16 protein-coding genes and 2 pseudogenes are annotated in these 18,763 nt (G+C 56.0%); 8 read left to right on the plus strand and 10 right to left on the minus strand.

The window, feature by feature from the left end; all coding sequences use genetic code 11:
* The first annotated feature begins 146 nt into the window (after positions 1–146).
* A complete protein-coding gene (locus tag SD70_RS24325; RefSeq protein WP_041050514.1) occupies positions 147–473 on the plus strand; it encodes a hypothetical protein in 327 nt (108 codons plus the stop codon).
* A gap of 904 nt (positions 474–1,377) precedes the next feature.
* Here the strand turns inward: SD70_RS24325 and SD70_RS24330 are convergent.
* The 3 genes from SD70_RS24330 to SD70_RS24340 are packed head-to-tail and all read right to left on the minus strand — an operon-like array spanning position 1,378 to position 3,472.
* Entirely contained in the window at positions 1,378–1,896 is a 519-nt protein-coding gene (locus SD70_RS24330) for an MFS transporter (RefSeq protein WP_052487835.1), read from the minus strand.
* A complete protein-coding gene (locus tag SD70_RS24335) occupies positions 1,893–2,696 on the minus strand; it encodes a Cof-type HAD-IIB family hydrolase (protein ID WP_041050516.1) in 804 nt (267 codons plus the stop codon). The genes SD70_RS24330 and SD70_RS24335 overlap by 4 nt, the downstream gene beginning before the upstream one ends.
* Positions 2,693–3,472, minus strand: a complete 780-nt coding sequence (locus tag SD70_RS24340; protein WP_041050517.1) for a DeoR/GlpR family DNA-binding transcription regulator — start codon at positions 3,470–3,472, stop codon at positions 2,693–2,695. Before SD70_RS24340 ends, SD70_RS24335 begins: the two co-directional genes overlap by 4 nt.
* A gap of 205 nt (positions 3,473–3,677) precedes the next feature.
* Here SD70_RS24340 and SD70_RS24345 point away from each other — a divergent pair, with 205 nt between their 5' ends.
* Complete coding sequence (locus SD70_RS24345) at positions 3,678–3,938, plus strand: hypothetical protein (protein ID WP_041050519.1); 261 nt, start codon at positions 3,678–3,680, stop codon at positions 3,936–3,938.
* Positions 3,939–4,004: 66 nt separating this feature from the next.
* On the opposite strand, the gene SD70_RS38545 is transcribed toward SD70_RS24345, so the two are convergent.
* A complete protein-coding gene (locus SD70_RS38545) occupies positions 4,005–4,385 on the minus strand; it encodes an FAD-dependent oxidoreductase (RefSeq protein WP_231571497.1) in 381 nt (126 codons plus the stop codon).
* On the minus strand, positions 4,325–5,629 hold the full coding sequence (locus tag SD70_RS24350; RefSeq protein ID WP_052487837.1) for an FAD-dependent oxidoreductase: 1,305 nt from the start codon (positions 5,627–5,629) through the stop codon (positions 4,325–4,327). The genes SD70_RS38545 and SD70_RS24350 overlap by 61 nt, the downstream gene beginning before the upstream one ends.
* A 198-nt stretch (positions 5,630–5,827) precedes the next feature.
* Between SD70_RS24350 and SD70_RS24355 the strand changes: the two genes are divergently transcribed.
* Positions 5,828–7,024, plus strand: coding sequence for an S-layer homology domain-containing protein (locus tag SD70_RS24355; protein WP_041050522.1), 1,197 nt, complete (start codon positions 5,828–5,830; stop codon positions 7,022–7,024).
* A gap of 175 nt (positions 7,025–7,199) precedes the next feature.
* Here the strand turns inward: SD70_RS24355 and SD70_RS24360 are convergent, their stop codons facing one another.
* From SD70_RS24360 to SD70_RS24370, 3 genes and pseudogenes are all read right to left on the minus strand, one after another.
* Positions 7,200–7,661: a DUF2269 family protein gene (locus tag SD70_RS24360; protein ID WP_041050524.1), complete on the minus strand. Its 462-nt coding sequence runs from the start codon at positions 7,659–7,661 to the stop codon at positions 7,200–7,202.
* A 27-nt stretch (positions 7,662–7,688) separates the two neighbouring features.
* Complete coding sequence (locus SD70_RS24365; protein WP_041050525.1) at positions 7,689–8,282, minus strand: TetR/AcrR family transcriptional regulator; 594 nt, start codon at positions 8,280–8,282, stop codon at positions 7,689–7,691.
* A 233-nt stretch (positions 8,283–8,515) separates the two neighbouring features.
* Positions 8,516–9,828, minus strand: a pseudogene (locus tag SD70_RS24370) (aminotransferase class I/II-fold pyridoxal phosphate-dependent enzyme).
* A 317-nt stretch (positions 9,829–10,145) separates the two neighbouring features.
* Here SD70_RS24370 and SD70_RS24375 point away from each other — a divergent pair.
* The 5 genes and pseudogenes from SD70_RS24375 (at position 10,146) to SD70_RS24395 (ending at position 16,637) form a co-directional block, all read left to right on the plus strand.
* Positions 10,146–11,582, plus strand: coding sequence for an NAD-dependent malic enzyme (locus SD70_RS24375; RefSeq protein WP_041050527.1), 1,437 nt, complete (start codon positions 10,146–10,148; stop codon positions 11,580–11,582).
* A 158-nt stretch (positions 11,583–11,740) separates the two neighbouring features.
* A complete protein-coding gene (locus SD70_RS24380; protein ID WP_052487838.1) occupies positions 11,741–12,511 on the plus strand; it encodes an IclR family transcriptional regulator in 771 nt (256 codons plus the stop codon).
* Positions 12,512–12,800: 289 nt separating this feature from the next.
* Positions 12,801–13,852: pseudogene (locus SD70_RS38550) on the plus strand (MFS transporter); the annotation flags it as partial.
* 327 nt (positions 13,853–14,179) lie between these two features.
* Positions 14,180–15,088, plus strand: a complete 909-nt coding sequence (locus SD70_RS38555; protein ID WP_231571498.1) for a nucleoside hydrolase — start codon at positions 14,180–14,182, stop codon at positions 15,086–15,088.
* Between the two features lie 196 nt (positions 15,089–15,284).
* Positions 15,285–16,637 carry an amidohydrolase family protein gene (locus tag SD70_RS24395; protein ID WP_041050531.1) on the plus strand — a complete coding sequence of 451 codons (1,353 nt, stop codon included), beginning with the start codon at positions 15,285–15,287 and terminating at the stop codon, positions 16,635–16,637.
* Between the two features lie 8 nt (positions 16,638–16,645).
* On the opposite strand, the gene SD70_RS24400 is transcribed toward SD70_RS24395, so the two are convergent.
* Together SD70_RS24400 and SD70_RS24405 are read right to left on the minus strand one after the other, a co-directional pair.
* Positions 16,646–17,167 (minus strand): GNAT family N-acetyltransferase, encoded by a 522-nt coding sequence (locus SD70_RS24400; RefSeq protein WP_041050532.1) that lies wholly within the window; start codon positions 17,165–17,167, stop codon positions 16,646–16,648.
* 210 nt (positions 17,168–17,377) lie between these two features.
* Positions 17,378–18,637, minus strand: a complete 1,260-nt coding sequence (locus tag SD70_RS24405; RefSeq protein WP_041050534.1) for an MFS transporter — start codon at positions 18,635–18,637, stop codon at positions 17,378–17,380.
* Positions 18,638–18,763 lie beyond the last annotated feature (126 nt).

The raw sequence follows: 18,763 nt of genomic DNA on the forward strand, positions 1-18,763 counted from the left end.
CTCGTTGGCGCTTTCGCGCTCGTGCTTGCTTCCGGGCTGCTGATGGCAGGCATGTTCGCCGTGGCGCTTATTTATGCGAACCGGCTGCTGCCAGCGGAGTTATAGCGCTTGCCTTCACAAGCGGCCTCGTTGGCGCTTTCGCGCTCGTGCTTGCTTCCGGGCTGCTGATGGCAGGCATGTTCGCCGTGGCGCTTATTTATGCGAACCGGCTGCTGCCAGCGGAGCATACCGAGCGTACGACGTCACTGCTCATCGCCTCTGGCGGCCTTGGCGGCTCGCTGCTGCCGCTGCTCGTCGGCCGAACAATGGATGTTTTCGGCGCCGCCTCCGCTGTCTGGAGCTTCGCCGCAGCGATGGCGCTCATGCTAGCGCTGCTTGTGGCAGCATCGTTCGCAGCCGGCGGCGGCACGCACGGTGTGGCTCATGCCGATAGGCGAGCCGCGGTGCCGAGCGACACCGTCGCAGCGGAATAGCGTATCGAGTGGTTGCAGAAAGTAGATCGTTCCATAAACGGCGTTCGTTCACAGGACCACGTTACCTGATCATGAAGCGGTGGTGCAAGGGACGGACTCAGGAGACGTTATTTCATCTGCTTGCTTCCGTTTGACGTTTTTACGGACCCAAATGCAGTTATATGATGCTCAAACCGCTGATTTAAACCGTTTACTGCGAATTAACGTCGCGTCAGTCCGTTACATTTGAAAATGTGCCGTTTGGACAAAAATAACGGCTCCGTTGTCCGTTGCGAATTTGTCACTTCTCCATACGGGCCATACACGCCGCTTGTCAGACTGGACGACAATTGATTGCTTTACATTAGTTAAAATCAATGTAAGACTTGCTCTGAATGTGGTACCCGGCCTACGGATAGCAGTACGCCAAACGTCGCTCACATTTTGCCTCCGTGCCAATGCTTACCAGATCTTCACAAGTCACATTCATTGCAGGAACTCTTAGCAAGCGGGATGTCGTTTCGTTGTGCCGGCATATTTAGCCGTTCGTTGCGCTAGCGGGGATAAGCGATTCGTTTGCACCGGCCGGTCACGGTTCTCCCGCGAGTAATAACAGGGCCGCTACGCGCGTCGGTAAAGCGATTCGACCGCAAGGAGGTTAACGGAACGTAGTTCCGCTAACCCAGCCTGTAAGGCGGATCGAGCACAAGTTAACGGAACGTGGTTCCGCTAATCCCTCCAAAAGTGCCCCATTTTGCGCGAAAACCCGCATATTTCTTAGCTTAACGGAACACTATTCCGCTAATTTTGGGCAATATCCGGGAAATATCCGGTTAACGGAACGCAGTACCGTTAACGCTCATCACCCCGCCCCCTATCCTAACGGGTCGAGCGAAGTGCAATCCCGGTATTAAGCGTTTCGGTCTCAAGTTACAAGTAACGGAAGCGTAGTTACGCCAATCTCTCCAAGACGCCAACTCCACAGTCCTTGCGATATGAGAAAACTGGACACGAACGGCATAACCAAAGCCCCGAGCCCGAAAAACACTTCCAACCGGCTCATCGCCACCGCCTGCTTCTCCTTGGCCGCGATAAGCACGAACGTGCCGATACCCGCTTCGGTAAGCCCGAAGCCGAAGCCTGCGACTCCGGCCAGCGCCATCGCTATGCCCCATGGAGGCAGCAAGGCCAAGCACGTCTCCGCGACCCCGAGTAAAGCCGCAGCGAAAAGCAGTACCCTACGCCGACTAAAAACCCCGGCCAGCCGCGGAACGAGCAGCACCCCGCACAAAAATCCGGCAAACTCGACGAAAACGATGCGCCCGCCGTCGCTGTACGTGCCTCGGTAATGCTGCAGCAGCTCGGGCAGCACGGCGCCGAGAATAACGTGCGTGAAACCGGTGAGCAAATAGGCGAGACAACCGATCCACAGCAGCCGTTTCATCGCCGGGCCCCCTCGCTTTGCCTGAGCGCCCATTCCACAGCATCTGCGACGCGGGCCGCTTCATGCGCGGCCGCCTGGCGCACAAGCGGGTCGCTCCCCGCCATGGCGAAGCTGTGCGGCGTTACCTCAAACATCGAGATGTCGTTGAACGAGTCGCCGATGCACAGCGCTTCGTCCCCGCGCAGCCCAAGCTCGCGAAGCAGCATCGCAAGTCCGGCTCCTTTCGTTACCCCGAGAGGCATCACATCCATGCAGTCGACATCCGTCACGTACGTCGTGACGCGGCCTCCCAGCGTGCTCTCGACGTGCGCCTGCAGCCGTTTCAGCTCCGGCATGTCGCCGAAGAACGAAAACTTGCACAAACGGACGTGATCGTCACGAATAGCTTCGGCCAAGTCCGGCCGCACGGTCATCGGTTTCAGCAGCCGGCGGTTCACGTGCCGCACAATGTCGTTTTCCTCCGGCGCCAAATTCGTATTTCCCGTACAAGCCAGCACGCCGACGTCGAAGCCGCGCGCCGCGGCCAGCACTTCCCCGGCCAGCAGTTGCTCGAACGCCGCCTGATACAGCAGCCGTTCTCCTGCGCCATACACATATGCGCCGTTGATCGAGATGATGTAAGGCTCCAAGCCGATCATGCGGGCGACATGCGCCATTTCCTCGTACAGCCGCCCTGACGCCAGACAAAGCGCGATGCCTTGCTCGGCCGCACGGTGCAGCAAATCCCGTTCCCGCGGCTGCACGTTCTTTTCATGGTCGAGAAGCGTTCCGTCCAAATCGCTAACGATCAGTTTGATCATTTTTGTTGTCCTCCTTGCGATTCCGTCAGCATCAGTTCCACTTGGTGATGGTGCAGCGCTTCGAGCAGCTGCGGCTCCGGCATCCGGTCCGTAACGACGATATCGATGTCGGCCAGCGAAGCGAAGCGGTGAAACAGCCGTTTGCCGAATTTGGAATGATCGGCCAGCACGACGACTTGATCGGCGCGGCGCATCATTTCCCGGGTCATATAGCCTTCTTCCTCATAAGGCGAAGTGAGCCCGTCGACGGTAATGCCGCACGTGCCGACGAACAGCCGGTCGACTTGATAATCGGCCAGCATCGCGACGGTACGGGCCCCGTAGACGGTATGCTGGTCGCCATGAAAAATGCCGCCGAGCAAATGCACCGACACGTCGGCCTTATCGCCGAGCGTAATCGCTACATCGACCGAGTTCGTTACGACGACGTTGCGTTTGCTGCACATATACTCTGCCGCCCAGCGCACCGTTGTCGACGAGTCCATGAACAAGTAATCGCCGTCCTGGATAAGCGTTGCCGCCAGCCTGCCGATTTCCTGCTTGCTGCCGGTTTCGGCTTGCAGCCGCTCGGCATAGCGGGGCACTTCTTTCGTCAAGGTCGGCAGGATGGCGCCGCCGCGCGTCCGGACGATTTTTTTGTCCTCCTCCAGCTTGACGAGGTCGCGCCGCGCCGTATCCCGCGACACCTGAAACAGCTCGCAAATGTCGTCCGCGCTAATCCGGCCGTGCTGCTGCAAATAGTCCAATATGGCAATCCAACGTTCTTCTTGATACATTGCGCCGGTTTCACCGCCTATAAATAAGCTTTTGTAAGTAAATATAAGTGATTATCGTCATTATAAGCGACAGTATAAGTGTTTACAAGCAAAAAACCTGCGCGATCCACGGATCGTGCAGGTTTTTCATATGCATTCAGGCATTCATACATAGCCTAATCTTGGCCGATATGTAAAGAAGGACGATCACAAAAAAGGTGGATGTATGGAAACCCTGTATAAATCGCTCGAATTCATCGGCACTCACGTGCTGCTGCACCTATTGCTTCCGAAGCTTGCATGGGTGCTCGTCCCGCTCATCGCGTTCCCGCTTGCGGCGCTTAGACATTGGATTCGGCGGGAAGAGTCGTTTCAAAGCTCGTACTATAAGACGGCAACGTTCCTGTACAAATGGTTGAAGGCGGCTGCGATGGTGGTCGTCATTGCGCTGGCTTTGTTTCTGTTATGGGTTTTTCTGCTTCGCTAATACGTCATCCCTCAGACGAAAAACGCCCCCGATCCGCTCAAACGGCTCCGATCGAGGGCGTTGCCTTTATTTGTGCTTATAAGTCGTAAAGTTGATCTCGCCGCTGTCCAGCTTGCGCAGCTCGTCGGCGGTCCAGCCGGCCAGCTTGTTTTCGCCCGTTATGCCGGTCACCTTCAGGTGATGCTTGGTCGCCAGCAGCTGCTGGACGCGTGCCATTTCCTGCGGTGGCACGTTCGTCAGCTTATAGCCTGTACCGCGCAGCTCGCCGAGCAGAACGCCGATCGATTCCGCCGCCGCGCTCGTGTTCGGCTGAATGCGGGCGCTGCCGAAGGCGAGCGCGGAGGAGCCTACATTTTTGCCGGCAAGCACGACGTTGTCGTAGCCTTTCAGCAGGAGCTGCGCAGCGGCATGCCGTATTTGTCGGGGCGGCCCATTTCGATCCCCCACTTGTTGCTCGTGATGCCTTGCAAGTCGAGCGGGTAGCCGCCGATGCTGACATTGTCCGGGAACATGCGCCCGGAAAGCAGGTCGGACACTTGCAGCGTATATTCGGTTTCGTAATGGTTGTATTCGCGAATGTATGGATAAGCGGGGAAGCCGTTCAGTTCGGCATGCTCCCAGCCGGGCAACGTTTTGCGGAAATGGTCCAAAATGTAAGGCATTTCCTTATTGCCGAGCTCCATGGCGGAAGCGACCGAGGCGTCGTCGGCAGGATTGACGTCGAACACCAGCAGCGCGTTGATGAGCACTTCCCCGTCGCGCTGGTTGACTGCGTTCAGGCCGCGCAAAAACAGGCGGTCGTTCGTCGGCTTGTACGCTTTGGTGACGGCGTCGAACACAAGCGCGTAATTGTCCGTAATGTACGCGGTGCCGAATTTCTTTTTCTTTTCGTCCGGCTTCATTGCGTTTACGGTGTTCATCCACGTTTTCCAATCGACGTTCTTGAACTTCATCATGTAGCCGGAGCTCATATATTCAACCCGCGATTGGCCGTAGAACGATTCCAGTCCGGGCAGCCGCTTGACGTTCAGCCGGCTCGCGAGCGCCGCGAAGTCGCTGTTGTCAACCCATGTGCGCGCAGTGATCCGGCGCTGTTTGCCGCCGCCGTCCGTATAGACGATATCGGCGATATGCTCGCTGCCGTCCGGCTGTTTGGCGGCATCGATCTGCTGGATGCGGATGCCGGATTCGACCGGAATCCCTTTGACCAGCTTGTCGAAGTACTGTTTGAACTCTGCCAGCTTGCGGATTTTCCCGCTCTGGAAGCCGTCGAACAGCTCTTTGACGCGGCCTTGCACAAGCGATTTGCCGTGCCCGTCGGTCGTCGCGTCGAGAAACAGCATTTCTCCTTGCAGCACTTGTCCGCCGAAGGCCGCGCGCGGGTCCAGAATGCGTACCGTCAGCCCTTCGTCCGCCGCCGCCCGGGCCAAATACAAGCCCTCGAGCTCGCTTCCGATCAGCACGACGTCGGCTTGCTCCTGCGGCAGCTTCGCTTCTTCGTTAACACTAAGTTGAGGCGCGGCAGGCTGCTGGCCGTCGACATGCTCCGCCGTCCGGACAGGCTTCGCCTGGCTCGTGAGCGCCTCGTCGCCGCTTGGCGCTTTGCCTGCTCCGGCAGACGAACAAGCCGTCATGACGATGCTGAAAACGATGGCGGCCAAACTTCTTGCAAATGTAGCGGTCGGGCGCATGGGCGGGCTCCTTTATATATGTAGTGCTGTTATCCATAGTCTATCATGTCCAGGGAACGCTTTACAAAACCAAAAGAGCAAATATTTCGCTACCCCCCAAAAGCAATCCGCGAGGGCGAATGGCTATATCATAACCGGGTCACTCGCGAGGTCCCCTTCATTACATAACACCACATGACTAAGAGGAGAGAGAAGAGGATGAAACCAATGATGATGAAAAAAGTTGCAGCAACGAGCTTGGCACTGGCAATCATGTTAGGAAGCGGCACTGCCGCGTTCGCGAAAGACCGCGACGACAATAAGTGGGACAAATTCCCTCCGGGCAAAGCTTACGGCCATACTAAAGGCGAAATTCAAATCAAGCTTTCGTTCGACGATCTGAAGTCCGCCGACGTGAGCTGGGCGATGCGCTACATTGCAAGCCTCGCTTCCAAGCAAGTGTTCGAAGGCTACGAAGACGGTACGTTCAAGCCTTACAACAAAGTGACGCGCATCGAGGCGATTACCGCCGCAGTTCGCCTTATGGGGCTGCGCGACCAAGCGGAATCCGCCGCCGAAATGCAAACGCAGCTGAACTTCAAAGACGCGAAAGACGTACCGGCATGGGCAGTCGGCTATGTCGCCGTTGCGGCCGAGCATAACCTGTTCGCCGAGAGCGATACTGCCGTGCAGCCGAACAAGCCGGCGGACCGCCTGTGGGCGACGACGCTGCTCGTGAAGGCGCTCAACCTCGACAGCGAGGCTCAGGCCAAAATGAACACGAAGCTGACGTTCAAAGATGCGGACAAAATCCCGGCGGGCTCCGTAGGCTATATCGCCGTCGCCGTCGAGCGCGGTCTCGTCAACGGCTTCGAAGACAATACGTTCCGTCCGAACGAGCCGGTAACCCGCGCCCAAATCGCGGCACTGCTCGACCGCACCGGCAACCAGCTGCCGGACAGCAACAACGATGCGGCTACAGGCACTGTCTCTGCCGCTGTGTATAACAACACGCTGACGCTGACGAACAACGGCCAGACGCTCACCTACACGCTGAATCCGAACACGTTCGTATTCCGCGGCGGCGCACAGGTAACTCCGAGCGCGCTGCAAGTCGGCGACGAAGTGCGCGTTCGCACCGTAAACGGCGTCGTCGTTTACGTCGAAGTGCTGCAGCGCACCGACAACCAGCAGACGTTCACCGCCGACGGCACGCTGAGCTACTACAACGTCAACAACAACGGCAGCATCTCGCAAATCGTTATCCAGCAGACGGTGAATGGCACGACGACGACGAATACGTACAACGTTTCTGATGACGTGAAAATCGTCGGCAACGCCCAACTGCTGACAAACGGCCATGCCGTACAGCTGCAAGGCAAAGATAATCTGGTCACAACGATTGTTGTGCAATAATCGATAGATGATATAGAAGAAAAAGGTTAGAATGACCGGAAAGGGACATCCGTCGCAGCTGCGATGAATGTCCCTTTTTGGCATGAATCGGAAGTAACGGGCCGTTAGGGCAGCTGCAAGAAACCCGGCCTGCAGCAAGCTGCGGATGAATGTGCCATGCCGAGTCCCATGAGATTTAGAAGCTTTTCGTAGTCATGAAATATAGAATAAGCAGAGGCAGCAAAGTTCCGACCGTGCCGAATACAGCCCATAAGCGGGATGCTCGGGAGTAGGCGCCGGATATAGCTCCCGACTCGATGCAAGCGGCGCTATGGCGGATCATGGCGCGCTGCAGCGGAATGAGGATGGCCAGCCAGACTATGCCGGTGACCGCAAACAAGATTAGCGACAGCGAAAGCCAGTTTAACCCTCGCATGGATATATTCGCTTGGACGGCCATGGCGATTCCCGAAATGACGATACATACAAGTCCCGGGAGCGTGAACGCATAGTCGGCATACATGACGTTCTTTGCGGCATGGTGAATGATTGCAGCATTCTTTTGCGCATCCGCGCGCACTTTCCAAAACGCAGCCGTAATGATGTTTCCGACAAACAACACGACGCCGATCACGTGCAGCAGCAGCCAAAAATTCATAAACACCATCTTCCTTTCGTTTGACATCTATGTTTTTTTCAACATGCCGGACATGAATGAAGCCAAATCTTGCGCTGTGAAGAGCGATGCGCCGATTTGAAGGGAGGAGCGGACCCTGAGACCGAGCGATAGCAAAACGAACATCTCGGCCGTTTTGTCCGGATCTACCGATTCCCGAATAACCCCGTGCCTCTGGCCGATCGATATCCACTGCCTGGAAAATTGGACGGCCCGCTCATAAAAGTGCCGGAGCACTTCGGCGACTCCCGGTTCGTCCTCCTTGCCCAGCAAATAGACGAGAACCTTGTTGGTGACGTTATGCGCATCTCCCAATGTTTGAAGGTTGTCGGCGATGGTTTGCATCGGGCCTTCGAAGCTTTTTTGCGGCCGGTTCACCTCGTTCATGAATTGATCGTTCATCTCTTCCAGCTGCTCCTGCAGCACCCAAGCGAAAATTTCGTCCTTGCTCCTCACATAATGAAAAATAGCTCCTTTGGACAGTTTCGATCTTTCCGTAATGTCCTTCATCGTGATAGCGTGGCAGCTTTTTTCCTGCAACAGTTCTTTGGCCGCATCGAGCAATTGCCGGGTCGTTTGTTTTCTGCGGTCCGCGTTTTTCAACAATAATTCCTCCTTGGATTTCGCCGCAGCTCGCATAAAGGTGTATGCTTTCATTATAAAAATAGACTGTCGGTTTGTAAATAGTGAAAATGCTTGGATCGGGAGCCCAATAATTTCGGAGATGGAGGCCCTTCAAGTTTTACGCTGCAAAGCTCGTTTCGCCAGCAGGCAAAAAAGGCTCCTATCCTCGTTCATACGAGGGATAGGAGCCTTGTTCGCTCGCGTGCGGTTCTTTATTTCGCCGGGCTGGCGACTTTCTCCAGGTCTTTCACGCCTTGATAGATGATCGCGAACAAGTCGTCGATACTGCTTTCTTCCGTGCAGGAGAACGCTACGCGCAAGTCGGTTTCGCCCAGCGCGATGGTGCCGACGCCGTATTTGTCAAGGATGTGGGTGCGCAGCGCCTCGGCGTCGACCGTCTTGAGCTTCAGGCACATAAAGTAGCCGGAGTTGAACGGGTAGTAGTCCCAGGCGTCGTCATAGCGTCCGCTGTCGAGTATGTCCTTGACGCGGTTCGCGCGGCTTTTCATAATGCTGAACTTTTCCTGCTTCTCGGCGGCGAAGTCCGGCGACTGGAGCGCGTGCAGCACGAACGTTTGCGACGGATGCGAGCAGCTGGATACGGTGGCGCGGATGATGCCCATCGTTTTTTGCTCGAGAGCGGCGAGAAGAGCGGCGCTTTCGCCGGCGTAAGTAATGAAGCGACGCGGAAGCCCCAGACGTACTCTTCCTTGGTCGCGCCGTCGACCTTGATCGCGAGAATGCGCGGATGCAGGCCCGCCAGCTGGCCGAACAACGATTCGTGCAACGAATCTTCGAAGAACAAGCCGAAATAGGCGTCGTCGGTGACGACGACAACGTTGATGCCGGCTTCAGCGCCAGCTTGAACAGCGGCGACGATCTCGCGGCCTTCCTGAGCGTTCGGGGTGTAGCCGGTCGGGTTGTTCGGGAAGTTGAGCACGACGAACGCCTTGCCTTTGCTCCGCTGCGCCAAAATGGCGTCGCGCAAGCCGGCCGCGTTGAATGTGCCCTGCTCGTTGTAGAGCGGGTAATACACCAGCTCCGCGCCGCGGCGGATGCCGAACGTCAGCTCATAGTTTTCCCAGTTCTTATCGGGGATGATGACGCTGTCGCCTTGGCCCACGAACAGATCGGCGGCAATGCTGAGGCCGTGCGTCAGCGCGTTCGTCACGATCGGGTTGCCGAACGATTTGCCCCGCAGCGACGGGTTCTCCTCGAGCATTTTGCTGCGCCATGCGGCGCGCAGCTCCGGCTTGCCTTCCGGCGGGGCATACGGGTACAAATCTTTCGGCGCGTAAGCCGAAAGCGTGTTTTGTATCGAAGCCAGATGCATCGGCTTGCCGTTCTCGGTAGCGATGCCGATCGTGGCATTATATTTGGTCGCTTTGTTTTTCGCTTCGGCGGATTGGCTCAAAATGCCTTCTTTCGGGAAATAGATGTCTTTGCCGAGCTTGGACAGCATCTCGTATACGTGTTTGTTTTCGCGTTCCAGCGTTTCGTTGAGCTGCCTGGCCAGAGGGTTCATACAGGAGTGCCACCTTCCGCAAATTTGCTTTCGAGATATTATACCATCTTCGCCAATGCACGTCACTGTGGCGATAAAAAAATGCACCGGTTTTGTTTCGGGATAGGTATTCGCGCCTATTTTTTGACACTTTGTTCCTCGTTTCGTTCTCAAGCGATAAATAATCGCGCAATTCACAGATATGACGATTTCCGCCGCTTGCTCTCCGCCGCCGGAACCGCTATGATGAGAGGGGACGCTTTCGCCTGCGAAAGCGCGCTGCCATGTGAGGCAGCGGCGGTTCCGCAACTTACACATATTTATTTGGAGTGATATCGATGGCGGGGAATACCGGAGCCAGCACGAGCGTTATTTTACGTTTGGAAATGCACAAGGAGCTTGTCACGTTCGGCCAAATCGCCACGGCGATCGGCGACCGGGGCGGCGACATCGTCGCGATCGACGTGAGCGGCGCCACCAAGACGACAACGATCCGCGATATTACGGTACACGTCAGCGACTCGGGAATGACGGACGCCATTGTGGACAAGCTGCGAAGCTTGCCCGGCGTGAAGGTCATCAACGTTTCAGATCAGACTTTCCTCGTACACCTTGGCGGCAAAATCGAGATGAATCCGAAAATGCCGATCAAAAACCGCGACGATCTGTCGCGCGTCTATACGCCCGGCGTCGCCCGGGTATGCATGGCCATTCACGACGATCCGTCCAAAGCGTATCAGCTGACGATCAAGCGCAACACGGTCGCCGTCGTCTCCGACGGGACGGCCGTGCTCGGCCTCGGCAACATCGGGCCGGAGGCGGCGATGCCGGTGATGGAAGGCAAAGCGATGCTGTTCAAGCAAATGGCCGGCGTCGATGCGTTCCCGATCTGTCTCGACACGCAGGACACGGAGGAAATTATCCGCACGGTGAAAGCGATCGCGCCCGCTTTTGGGGGCATCAATCTGGAGGACATTTCTTCGCCGCGCTGCTTCGAGATTGAGCAGCGGCTTATCGAGGAGCTCGATATTCCGGTCTTCCACGACGATCAGCACGGCACCGCCGTCGTCCTGCTGGCGGGGCTATTGAACGCCGTCAAAGTTGTGCGTAAACGGCTGGAGGACTGCAAAGTCGTCGTGTGCGGCATCGGGGCAGCCGGCATCGCCTGCACGAAAATGCTGCTCGCCGCCGGCGTGACGAACATCGTCGGCGTCGACCGCGCCGGCGCTATCGTGCGCGGCGAAACGTACGCCAACGAAGCATGGCAATGGTACGCGGAGCATACGAACCCGCACGGCCTGCGCGGCAAGCTGTCCGACGTCATCGAGGGGGCCGACGTATTCATCGGGCTGTCCGGCCCGAAGGTGTTGTCCGTAGAAGACGTGAAGCGGATGGCGGCAGACCCGATCGTGTTCGCGATGGCGAATCCGACGCCGGAAATTACGCCGGAGGAAGCCGAGCCGTACGTGCGCGTCATGGCGACGGGCCGCTCCGACTATCCGAACCAGATCAACAACGTGCTGTGCTTCCCCGGCATTTTCCGTGGGGCGCTCGACTGCCGGGCGAGCCGGATTAACGAGGCGATGAAGCTGGCAGCGGCCAAAGCGATCGCTTCCGTCGTCAGGGAAGACGAGCTGAACGAATACTACATTATCCCGAGCGTGTTCAATCATAACGTCGTAGAGCTGGTGCGCGAGGCCGTCATCCAGGCGGCTATCGACTCCGGCGTCGCCCGCCGCGGTCGCAGAGGCGATAAAGGGCACGGCGAAGTTTAGGCAAAAATGGCGCGGAAACCCGGCACACGGTTTCCGCGCCATTTTGCAGCATGGAAGCAGAAAACATATTGATTTCCCTGCTTAATAAACCTATAATGAAGGAAAATTCATATAACAAGAACGTTGTTCTTATTTCGAGGACGTGAGGTATAGAATAGATGGCATCCAACGTTAAAAAAACGGCAATCCTCGAAACCGGGGATCGCATGCTGAGAATGCTCGAATGCTTCACGATCGAAAAGCCCGAATGGGGGGTAACCGAGCTAAGCGAATACCTGGGCTTGTACAAAAGCGTCGTTCACCGCATGCTCGTTACTCTGGAGCACCGGGGATTCGTCGTCCAGCATCCGCTAACCCAGAAATACACGCTGGGGATCAAAGTGTTTGAATTAGGCGTCGTTGCCGGCAATCAGCTGAATTTGCGAACGCTTTCAAGGCCGATCATGGAAGAGCTGTGCGAAAGCACGAAAGAGACGGTCATGCTGATGATTGTCGACGGTCTGGAAGGCATCTGCATCGAGAAGGTGGAAAGCTCGCAGAGCGTGCGGTACACTTCGCCGCTGGGCAAACGGGTTCCGCTGCATGCGGGCGCTACGACCAAAATATTGCTCGCCTATTTGCCGCAGGACAAAATCAATCAAATCATCTCCGGCGGCTTGCCCAAATTCACGGACTATACAATCAGCGATCCGGACGAGCTTTTGCGGCAATTGAAGGACATACGAGAGCAGGGGTACTGTATTTCCGCCAACGATTTTTCGCTCGGGGGCATGGGAATCGCGGTGCCGATCCGAAATCATGAAGGAGACGTTGTGGCGGGCTTGTCCATTTCCGGATTGGAGTTTCGCATGAGCCCTATTGCGGATAGCTTATTGCGGCAGTGCCAAGCCGCGGCGGACCATATATCCAAAAGACTCGGAGCGAGATAACAAATTTTTTTAAACCCATATAAGAACGATGTTCCGCATATAGGGACAAAAAACGTCGTGTTCAATCCGAAATGATGATAGCGGTTTCTTGGCTATACTCGGATAAGGAGGTGATCCATTGCCATTTGCTTACGCCGGTTATGCCGGCAAAGGTCGGGAACAGTTGCAGCGCTCGTAAAATTATTTGGGGGAGTGAACGAAGATGGATCACCACGATCAATTGGAGCAAGACCGCCGAAATGCCAAGCTCGTTTTAATCGCCATGCCCTGGGTCATCTTTTTGCTGTTCATGCAAGTGTTCAATGAAAACGTGTTTTCGCTCGTCACCCCGAAAATTGCCGACGATTTCGCGATCAGCCCCGGGACCGTCAGCTGGGTCGTTACGATCGGCGGAGTTATTTTGGGAGTAGGCGGAGCCGTTTATGCGGCGCTGTCCGATAGCCTGTCTTTCCGCAAGCTGTTCCTGTTCGGCGTCATTGCGTTTGCGGCCGGTTCCCTGCTCGCTTCGCCGTTCAATCTTCGTTTGTGCTGGTCGTTGTGGCCAGAGCCGTTCAATGCATAGGCGCGGCCGTCATACCGGGCTGCTTTATCGTGCTGGTACGGAGATATGTTCCGAAAGAGCGGCAGCCTATGTACCTCGGCTACGGTACGGCCATGTACCAGTTATCCGCGGGGATCGGGCACATTATTGGAGGTTATGTCGCCAAATATTTGTCCTGGACGTTCTCGTTTTTGCTCCCGCTCGTCATCCTCATTACGCTGCCGGTATTTTTCAAGTACCTTCCGAACGATGCCGGGAAAAAGGGAAAGCTCGACGTCGTCGGCGCCATCATTTTGACAGCGCTCTCGACCGTGCTCATATTGGCGGTCACGAAAAAGAATATGGCGATCGGACTCGTTGGAATCGCAATTCTTCTATTCTTTATCTATTATTCCAAGAAACGCACGGGCCCGATATTGGACTTGTCCGTTTTCCGAATTCGAACGTACAAGCCGCTGCTGCTCGTCTCGATTTTGATCTATTCCGTGCAATCGGCGTTTTTCTTTATTTTCCCGTTCTTCATTCGCGACGTGTATTCGGCAGGCATTGAAGTGATCGGGCTGATGTTTATTCCCGCGAACTTCGGGGCTTTTATTTCCGGGATGCTGGCCGGGAAAATCACGAATTGGATAGGGAAGCAGCAGGCGTTTTATGCCGGATCCGCCATCGTGCTGGCCGGGATGCTGATGTTTGCGATATGCTTAGGGATGAATATCGTATGGATGTGGATTGCGCTCGCTCTGTTCGGCATCGGCTACACCATTATTTACTCCGGCTTCTACACTTCGTTTACGGGGCTTCTGCCCGACGATAAAGTCGGCGTCAGCATGGGCGTTTATAACTTGATCACCAAAATCGTACTTTCGTTGTTCGTCGCCTTGGTCGCCATTCTAATTTCGCAGGACACGCTGAACTTTACGCTTCTGCCCGTACCTCATGGGCTGAAGCATGTCCACCTCTACAGCAACACCTGCTTGCTGTTCTCGTTGATGCTGGTAGCGGGCATGGTGCTGTATGCCGTTTTCTACGGCAAGGAAGAGCGGCGAAAAAAAAGAGAGCGCACCGGCTATGGAATAGAACGCATAACGAACGGATGGCATAAGCAAGGAGGAGAGAACATGGTAAAAATGATTTTGGATGTCGATACGGGAATCGATGACGCTTTGGCTATCGCTTACGCCGTCTCTTTGCCGGCGGTCGAGCTGCTGGGCGTGACGACGACTTACGGCATGGCGCCGGTCGATTATTCGTATCGCAATTCGCGCAAAGTTCTCGAAGCGTTGGGTGCAGCTCATATTCCCGTGTACAGAGGTTCGGAAAAACCGTTGAAGCGCTCAAGAGAATACAGCGGCAAAATTCATGGCAACGACGGCCTTGGCGAAACGTTAGGGCCGGTGGAAGCACCCGCTGCTTCGTCCGAGCACGCGGTGGATTATCTCATCTGCCAGATTCGCAAGCACCAAAAGGAGCTCACGATCGTAGCCACCGCCCCGCTGACGAATTTGGCCGCCGCGATTACGAAAGCGCCGGAAATCGTCGGCATGGTCGGCAAAGTGGTCATTATGGGCGGAGCCGTCATGACGCCGGGCAACGTCACCAAATTTGCCGAAGCGAACATCATCATCGATCCGGAAGCGGCCGGCCTCGTTCTGGAATCGGGCTTACCGATCACGCTGGTAGGGCTGGACGTAACGAGAAAAACGCTGCTCACGCAAGCCGACGTTGCGAAGTGGAAGCAAAAGGGGACGCCGGCGAGCGCATTTTTCGCCCGCTTTACCGAATTTTACTTGGATGCGTACAGCAAGCTTCACCCTTATTTGAAAGGCTGTGCGCTGCACGATCCGCTTGCGGTCGGCGTGGCGGTCTATCCCGATCTCGTGCAAACGGTGCCGATGAACGTCAAGGTCGACTTGGAAGACAACGCTCTCGGAAGAACGACGGAAGATTTATACCGGGCCGCGGAGCCGACGACGCTCGTATGCGTACAAGTCGACGCCGACCGTTTTATGAAGAGCTTCTTTGCGCATGTCATTTAGCGCGTTGTATTTGTGATGTAAGAGCCTTTAAGGGAACGCGATGCCGTTTGCCGATGACGCGAGGCGGCAGCGACGAGTGCCCGGAACGTAACCGCCGCTATAAAGGCAACATTAAAGGCAACATTTTTTTTGATCGGTATGGAGAACGGTGTTCTTATATAGAGGACAAGACGGAAATATGGAGGGAAACCTGCTCATGAAATGCGATATGTTAATTAAAGACGCCGCCATGATGACCCCTGATTTCGAGATAGCGGAACACCGCACAATTATAGTTCATCGTTCGCGAATCGTCGAAATCGGCACATATGAAGAGCTGAAAGCCAAATATGAGCCTGAGCATACGCTGGATGGCAAAGGAAAGCTGTGTATGCCCGGATTGGTCGATGCGCATACGCATACTTGCCAGCAGCTTCTGAAGGGGAGGACGATGGACGAACTGCCGATGATCTGGTCGCGCATTCTCGTTCCTTTTGAAGGGAATCTCGACGAGGAGGACGTTCGGGTCAGCGCGCAAATGAGCTGTCTGGAAATGATCAAATCCGGAACGACGGCGTTCGCCGACGCCGGCGGCGTGCATATGCAGCGAACGGTAGAAGCCGCCGTCGAATCCGGCATGAGGGCCGCCATCACGCGCTCGGCGATCGATATCGGGGATTTTCTTCCGAATTCGATGAAGCAAAGTGCGCAAGAGATTATCGATAACAACGAGTGGCTGTACAAGACGTACCACGGTGCGGGAGACGGACGAATTCACATTTGGTTCGGAATCAGGCAGGTGATGTCCTGTTCGCCCGAACTGATCCAGGCTGCCGCGGAAAAGGCCCGGCAATACAACACGGGGTTGCACGCCCATTTGGCGGAGCACCGCGACGAGGTACGGTACTGCCTGGAAACGTACAAAAAAAGGCCTGCCGAATATTTGGATTCCCTCGGCGCTTTAGGGCCGAACCTGCTGACGGCTCACAACGTCGTCTACTCCGAGGCCGAATTGGCGCTGTTAAAAGAACGGAACGTGAACATCGTGCATTGCCCGCGCGTCAATTTCAACAGCCACGGCATTCCCAAGACGCCGCAAATGCTGCGCATGGGAATGAACGTCGGTCTGGGCAGCGATGGCGCGTCCTCTTCCAATTTAAGCCTGTTCGACGAAATGAGGGTGTTCCGCTCGGGCATTCACGTGTTCTGGGGGCTCCCGGTATTCGATCCGGTCGTGCTGCCCGCCAAAGAGCTGGTTAAAATGGCCACGATGGGCAGCGCGAAAGCATTGCTGCTGGAGCGGGAAATCGGAACGGTGGAAGAGGGGAAAAAAGCGGACCTGATCTTGATTAATATCGACCAGCCGCACATTTCTCCCGCCCATAGCCTGATCAACATGATCGTAGAATCGGTGACTAGCAAAGATGTCGAAGACGTCATTATTGACGGCAAACTGGTGATGAGAAATCGGGAAGTATTGACGCTTGACGAAGAGCGCATTCTTTATGAAAGCAAGCGAAGGATGAAATCGACCGCGGAAAAAGCGGGAATTTGGCAGGGCGTTCTGTAACGAAACGTTCAGCCGGGGCTGGACAGCGCTTCGAGATCCAGCTTCCAGTCGTTGCATCGCATCGTGCTCCCGGGCGGATATTCGAAATCGCACTCCCCGGCAAGCGCAAAGCCGAGCTTCCGGCATACCGCGTTGGACGCCGGATTGTCAACGGAAGGGAAAGCATGGATATACCGGTGTTTCCGCTCCGCGCGCGCTAAGGCGATAGCGGCGGTGGCGGCTTGGGTTGCCAAGCCTCTGCCTTGATAGGGCGGCAGGATGCCCCAGCCGATCTCGTACACGTCTTCCCCTTGCCAGACTTTGCTCCAATAGCCGATACTGCCGGCAGTATCGCGATTCGGGCCTATTACGATCGCTAACATGGCGCCGGTCTCAAGGTACCGTTTGTGGCGAGCTTTAATCTGCTCCTCGGTTTCCGGACCGCCGAGATGTTCGGTCATTTCGGGAGAGTTGAGAAGGCGCAGCAAGCCCAGGTCGGCTTCGGACCAAGGCTCCAGCCGAACTTGCAGCGGGTTGATTGGCGTTGACATCGCTCGTCCTCCTCATGAGCCGCTGCTACGGACGACTTTGGTAAACGTCCGGCAGGAAAGTGTATCCACATCATAACAGAAACATACGTTCTGGTCAACGGCAAACTTAGGTCAGCTCGATGAGGCGATCTGCGAATCCGCGCAGCGGAAAAAGCCTGAAAGACAGCGAGCGCTCGCTGATCCTTCAGGCTTTTTTTGTTTCCGGACGGCTTACGCTTCTTTCGTCCACTCGCGGATCTTTTTGTCGGACGGAAGCAGGAACGTCAGCACGCCGAGCAGCGGCAAGAAACCGCAGACGATCATAATCGTATCCAGGCCGAACTTGTCGATCAGGTTGCCGAGCGCCAGCGCGCCGACACCGCCAAGACCGAATGCGAGGCCGACGATAAGACCCGATACCGTCCCCACTTTCCCGGGAAATAACTCCTGCGCATAAACGACGGTGACGCTAAAGCTTGACAAAATGATGACGCCGATCAGGACGAGCAGCACGTACGCCCAGCCGAGGCTGACGAACGGCAGCAGGATGGCCAGCGGCGCCGAGCCGAGCATCGAGAACCAGATCACGTTTTTGCGGCCGAAACGGTCGGCCAGGGCGCCGCCGAAAAACGTGCTGACCGCTCCGGCGACGGCGAACAGGAAGATGAAGTCCTGCGCGCGCTCGAGCGAGATGCCGTAATGGTGCTGCAAATAAAATTGATAATAGCTTCCGATTGCAGCGCCGTACCACGACCGGCAAAACACGAGCAAAATGAGCACGATAATGGCGAAGCGGACTTTGCTGCTGCGTTCCGGATCGATCGAGCGGGCGTCAGCGCTTTTGACGGTCCGTTCCGTAACGGCAAGAATTCCTTTGTACCAGGAAGCGATATACATTTGCACCATAATCGCCAGCCCCGCTACGGCTGTGAACCAGATGGCGCCGAACTGCCCGAGCGGAATGAAGATCAGCTTCGTGAATATCGGGGCGAGCGATTGCCCGAAGTTGCCTCCGACCTGGAAGATGGATTGGGCCAGTCCTCGGCGCGGACCGGCAGCCATTCTGGCCACCCGCGAGCCTTCGGGATGGAACGCTGCCGAGCCGAGTCCGACGAACACGACCGACAGCAGCACCGTCCAATAGTTCGGCGCGAAGGCGAGCGACAGCATGCCGAGCAGCGTCGACGCCATGCCGAGCGGCAGCATGTAGGGCGAAGGCTTGCGGTCCGTGTACATGCCGACGACAGGCTGCATTATGGAAGCGGTAAAGTTGATGGCGAACGAAATCCAGCCGATCTGCGTGTAGGACAGGTGCATCGAGTTTTTCAAAATCGGGAAAATCGCGGGAATCACCGATTGAATCGAGTCGTTCAGCAAATGCACAAGGCTGATCGACAGCAAAATGCGATACACCGTCTGTTTCATGCTGCCGGAAGGAAGCGGCCGTGACGGCACGCCGGCCGCGGCAGCCGAACCGGATGGCGGGGTCATAACGATCTTCTCCTCTCCGATGAACGCCGGCCTGAGAAGCTTAGCCGAGCGATTTTTTTATTTACTATATGAACTTTACGATCGGCGATAAGAACTTCAGGCAGCCTTTCTTTCTCGGGCAGCCTG

The organism is Gordoniibacillus kamchatkensis (assembly GCF_000829455.1).
Taxonomy (GTDB): domain Bacteria; phylum Bacillota; class Bacilli; order Paenibacillales; family NBRC-103111; genus Gordoniibacillus; species Gordoniibacillus kamchatkensis.

Coding starts and splice junctions, on each gene's coding strand:
- SD70_RS24330 (WP_052487835.1), bottom strand. CDS start 1,896: ATGAAACGGCTGCTGTGGATCGGTTGTCTCGCCTATTTGCTCACCGGT.
- SD70_RS24335 (WP_041050516.1), bottom strand. CDS start 2,696: ATGATCAAACTGATCGTTAGCGATTTGGACGGAACGCTTCTCGACCAT.
- SD70_RS24345 (WP_041050519.1), top strand. CDS start 3,678: ATGGAAACCCTGTATAAATCGCTCGAATTCATCGGCACTCACGTGCTG.
- SD70_RS24355 (WP_041050522.1), top strand. CDS start 5,828: ATGAAACCAATGATGATGAAAAAAGTTGCAGCAACGAGCTTGGCACTG.
- SD70_RS38555 (WP_231571498.1), top strand. CDS start 14,180: ATGATTTTGGATGTCGATACGGGAATCGATGACGCTTTGGCTATCGCT.
- SD70_RS24360 (WP_041050524.1), bottom strand. CDS start 7,661: ATGAATTTTTGGCTGCTGCTGCACGTGATCGGCGTCGTGTTGTTTGTC.
- SD70_RS24405 (WP_041050534.1), bottom strand. CDS start 18,637: ATGACCCCGCCATCCGGTTCGGCTGCCGCGGCCGGCGTGCCGTCACGG.
- SD70_RS24375 (WP_041050527.1), top strand. CDS start 10,146: ATGGCGGGGAATACCGGAGCCAGCACGAGCGTTATTTTACGTTTGGAA.
- SD70_RS24350 (WP_052487837.1), bottom strand. CDS start 5,629: ATGCGCCCGACCGCTACATTTGCAAGAAGTTTGGCCGCCATCGTTTTC.
- SD70_RS24400 (WP_041050532.1), bottom strand. CDS start 17,167: ATGTCAACGCCAATCAACCCGCTGCAAGTTCGGCTGGAGCCTTGGTCC.
- SD70_RS24380 (WP_052487838.1), top strand. CDS start 11,741: ATGGCATCCAACGTTAAAAAAACGGCAATCCTCGAAACCGGGGATCGC.
- SD70_RS24340 (WP_041050517.1), bottom strand. CDS start 3,472: ATGTATCAAGAAGAACGTTGGATTGCCATATTGGACTATTTGCAGCAG.
- SD70_RS24395 (WP_041050531.1), top strand. CDS start 15,285: ATGAAATGCGATATGTTAATTAAAGACGCCGCCATGATGACCCCTGAT.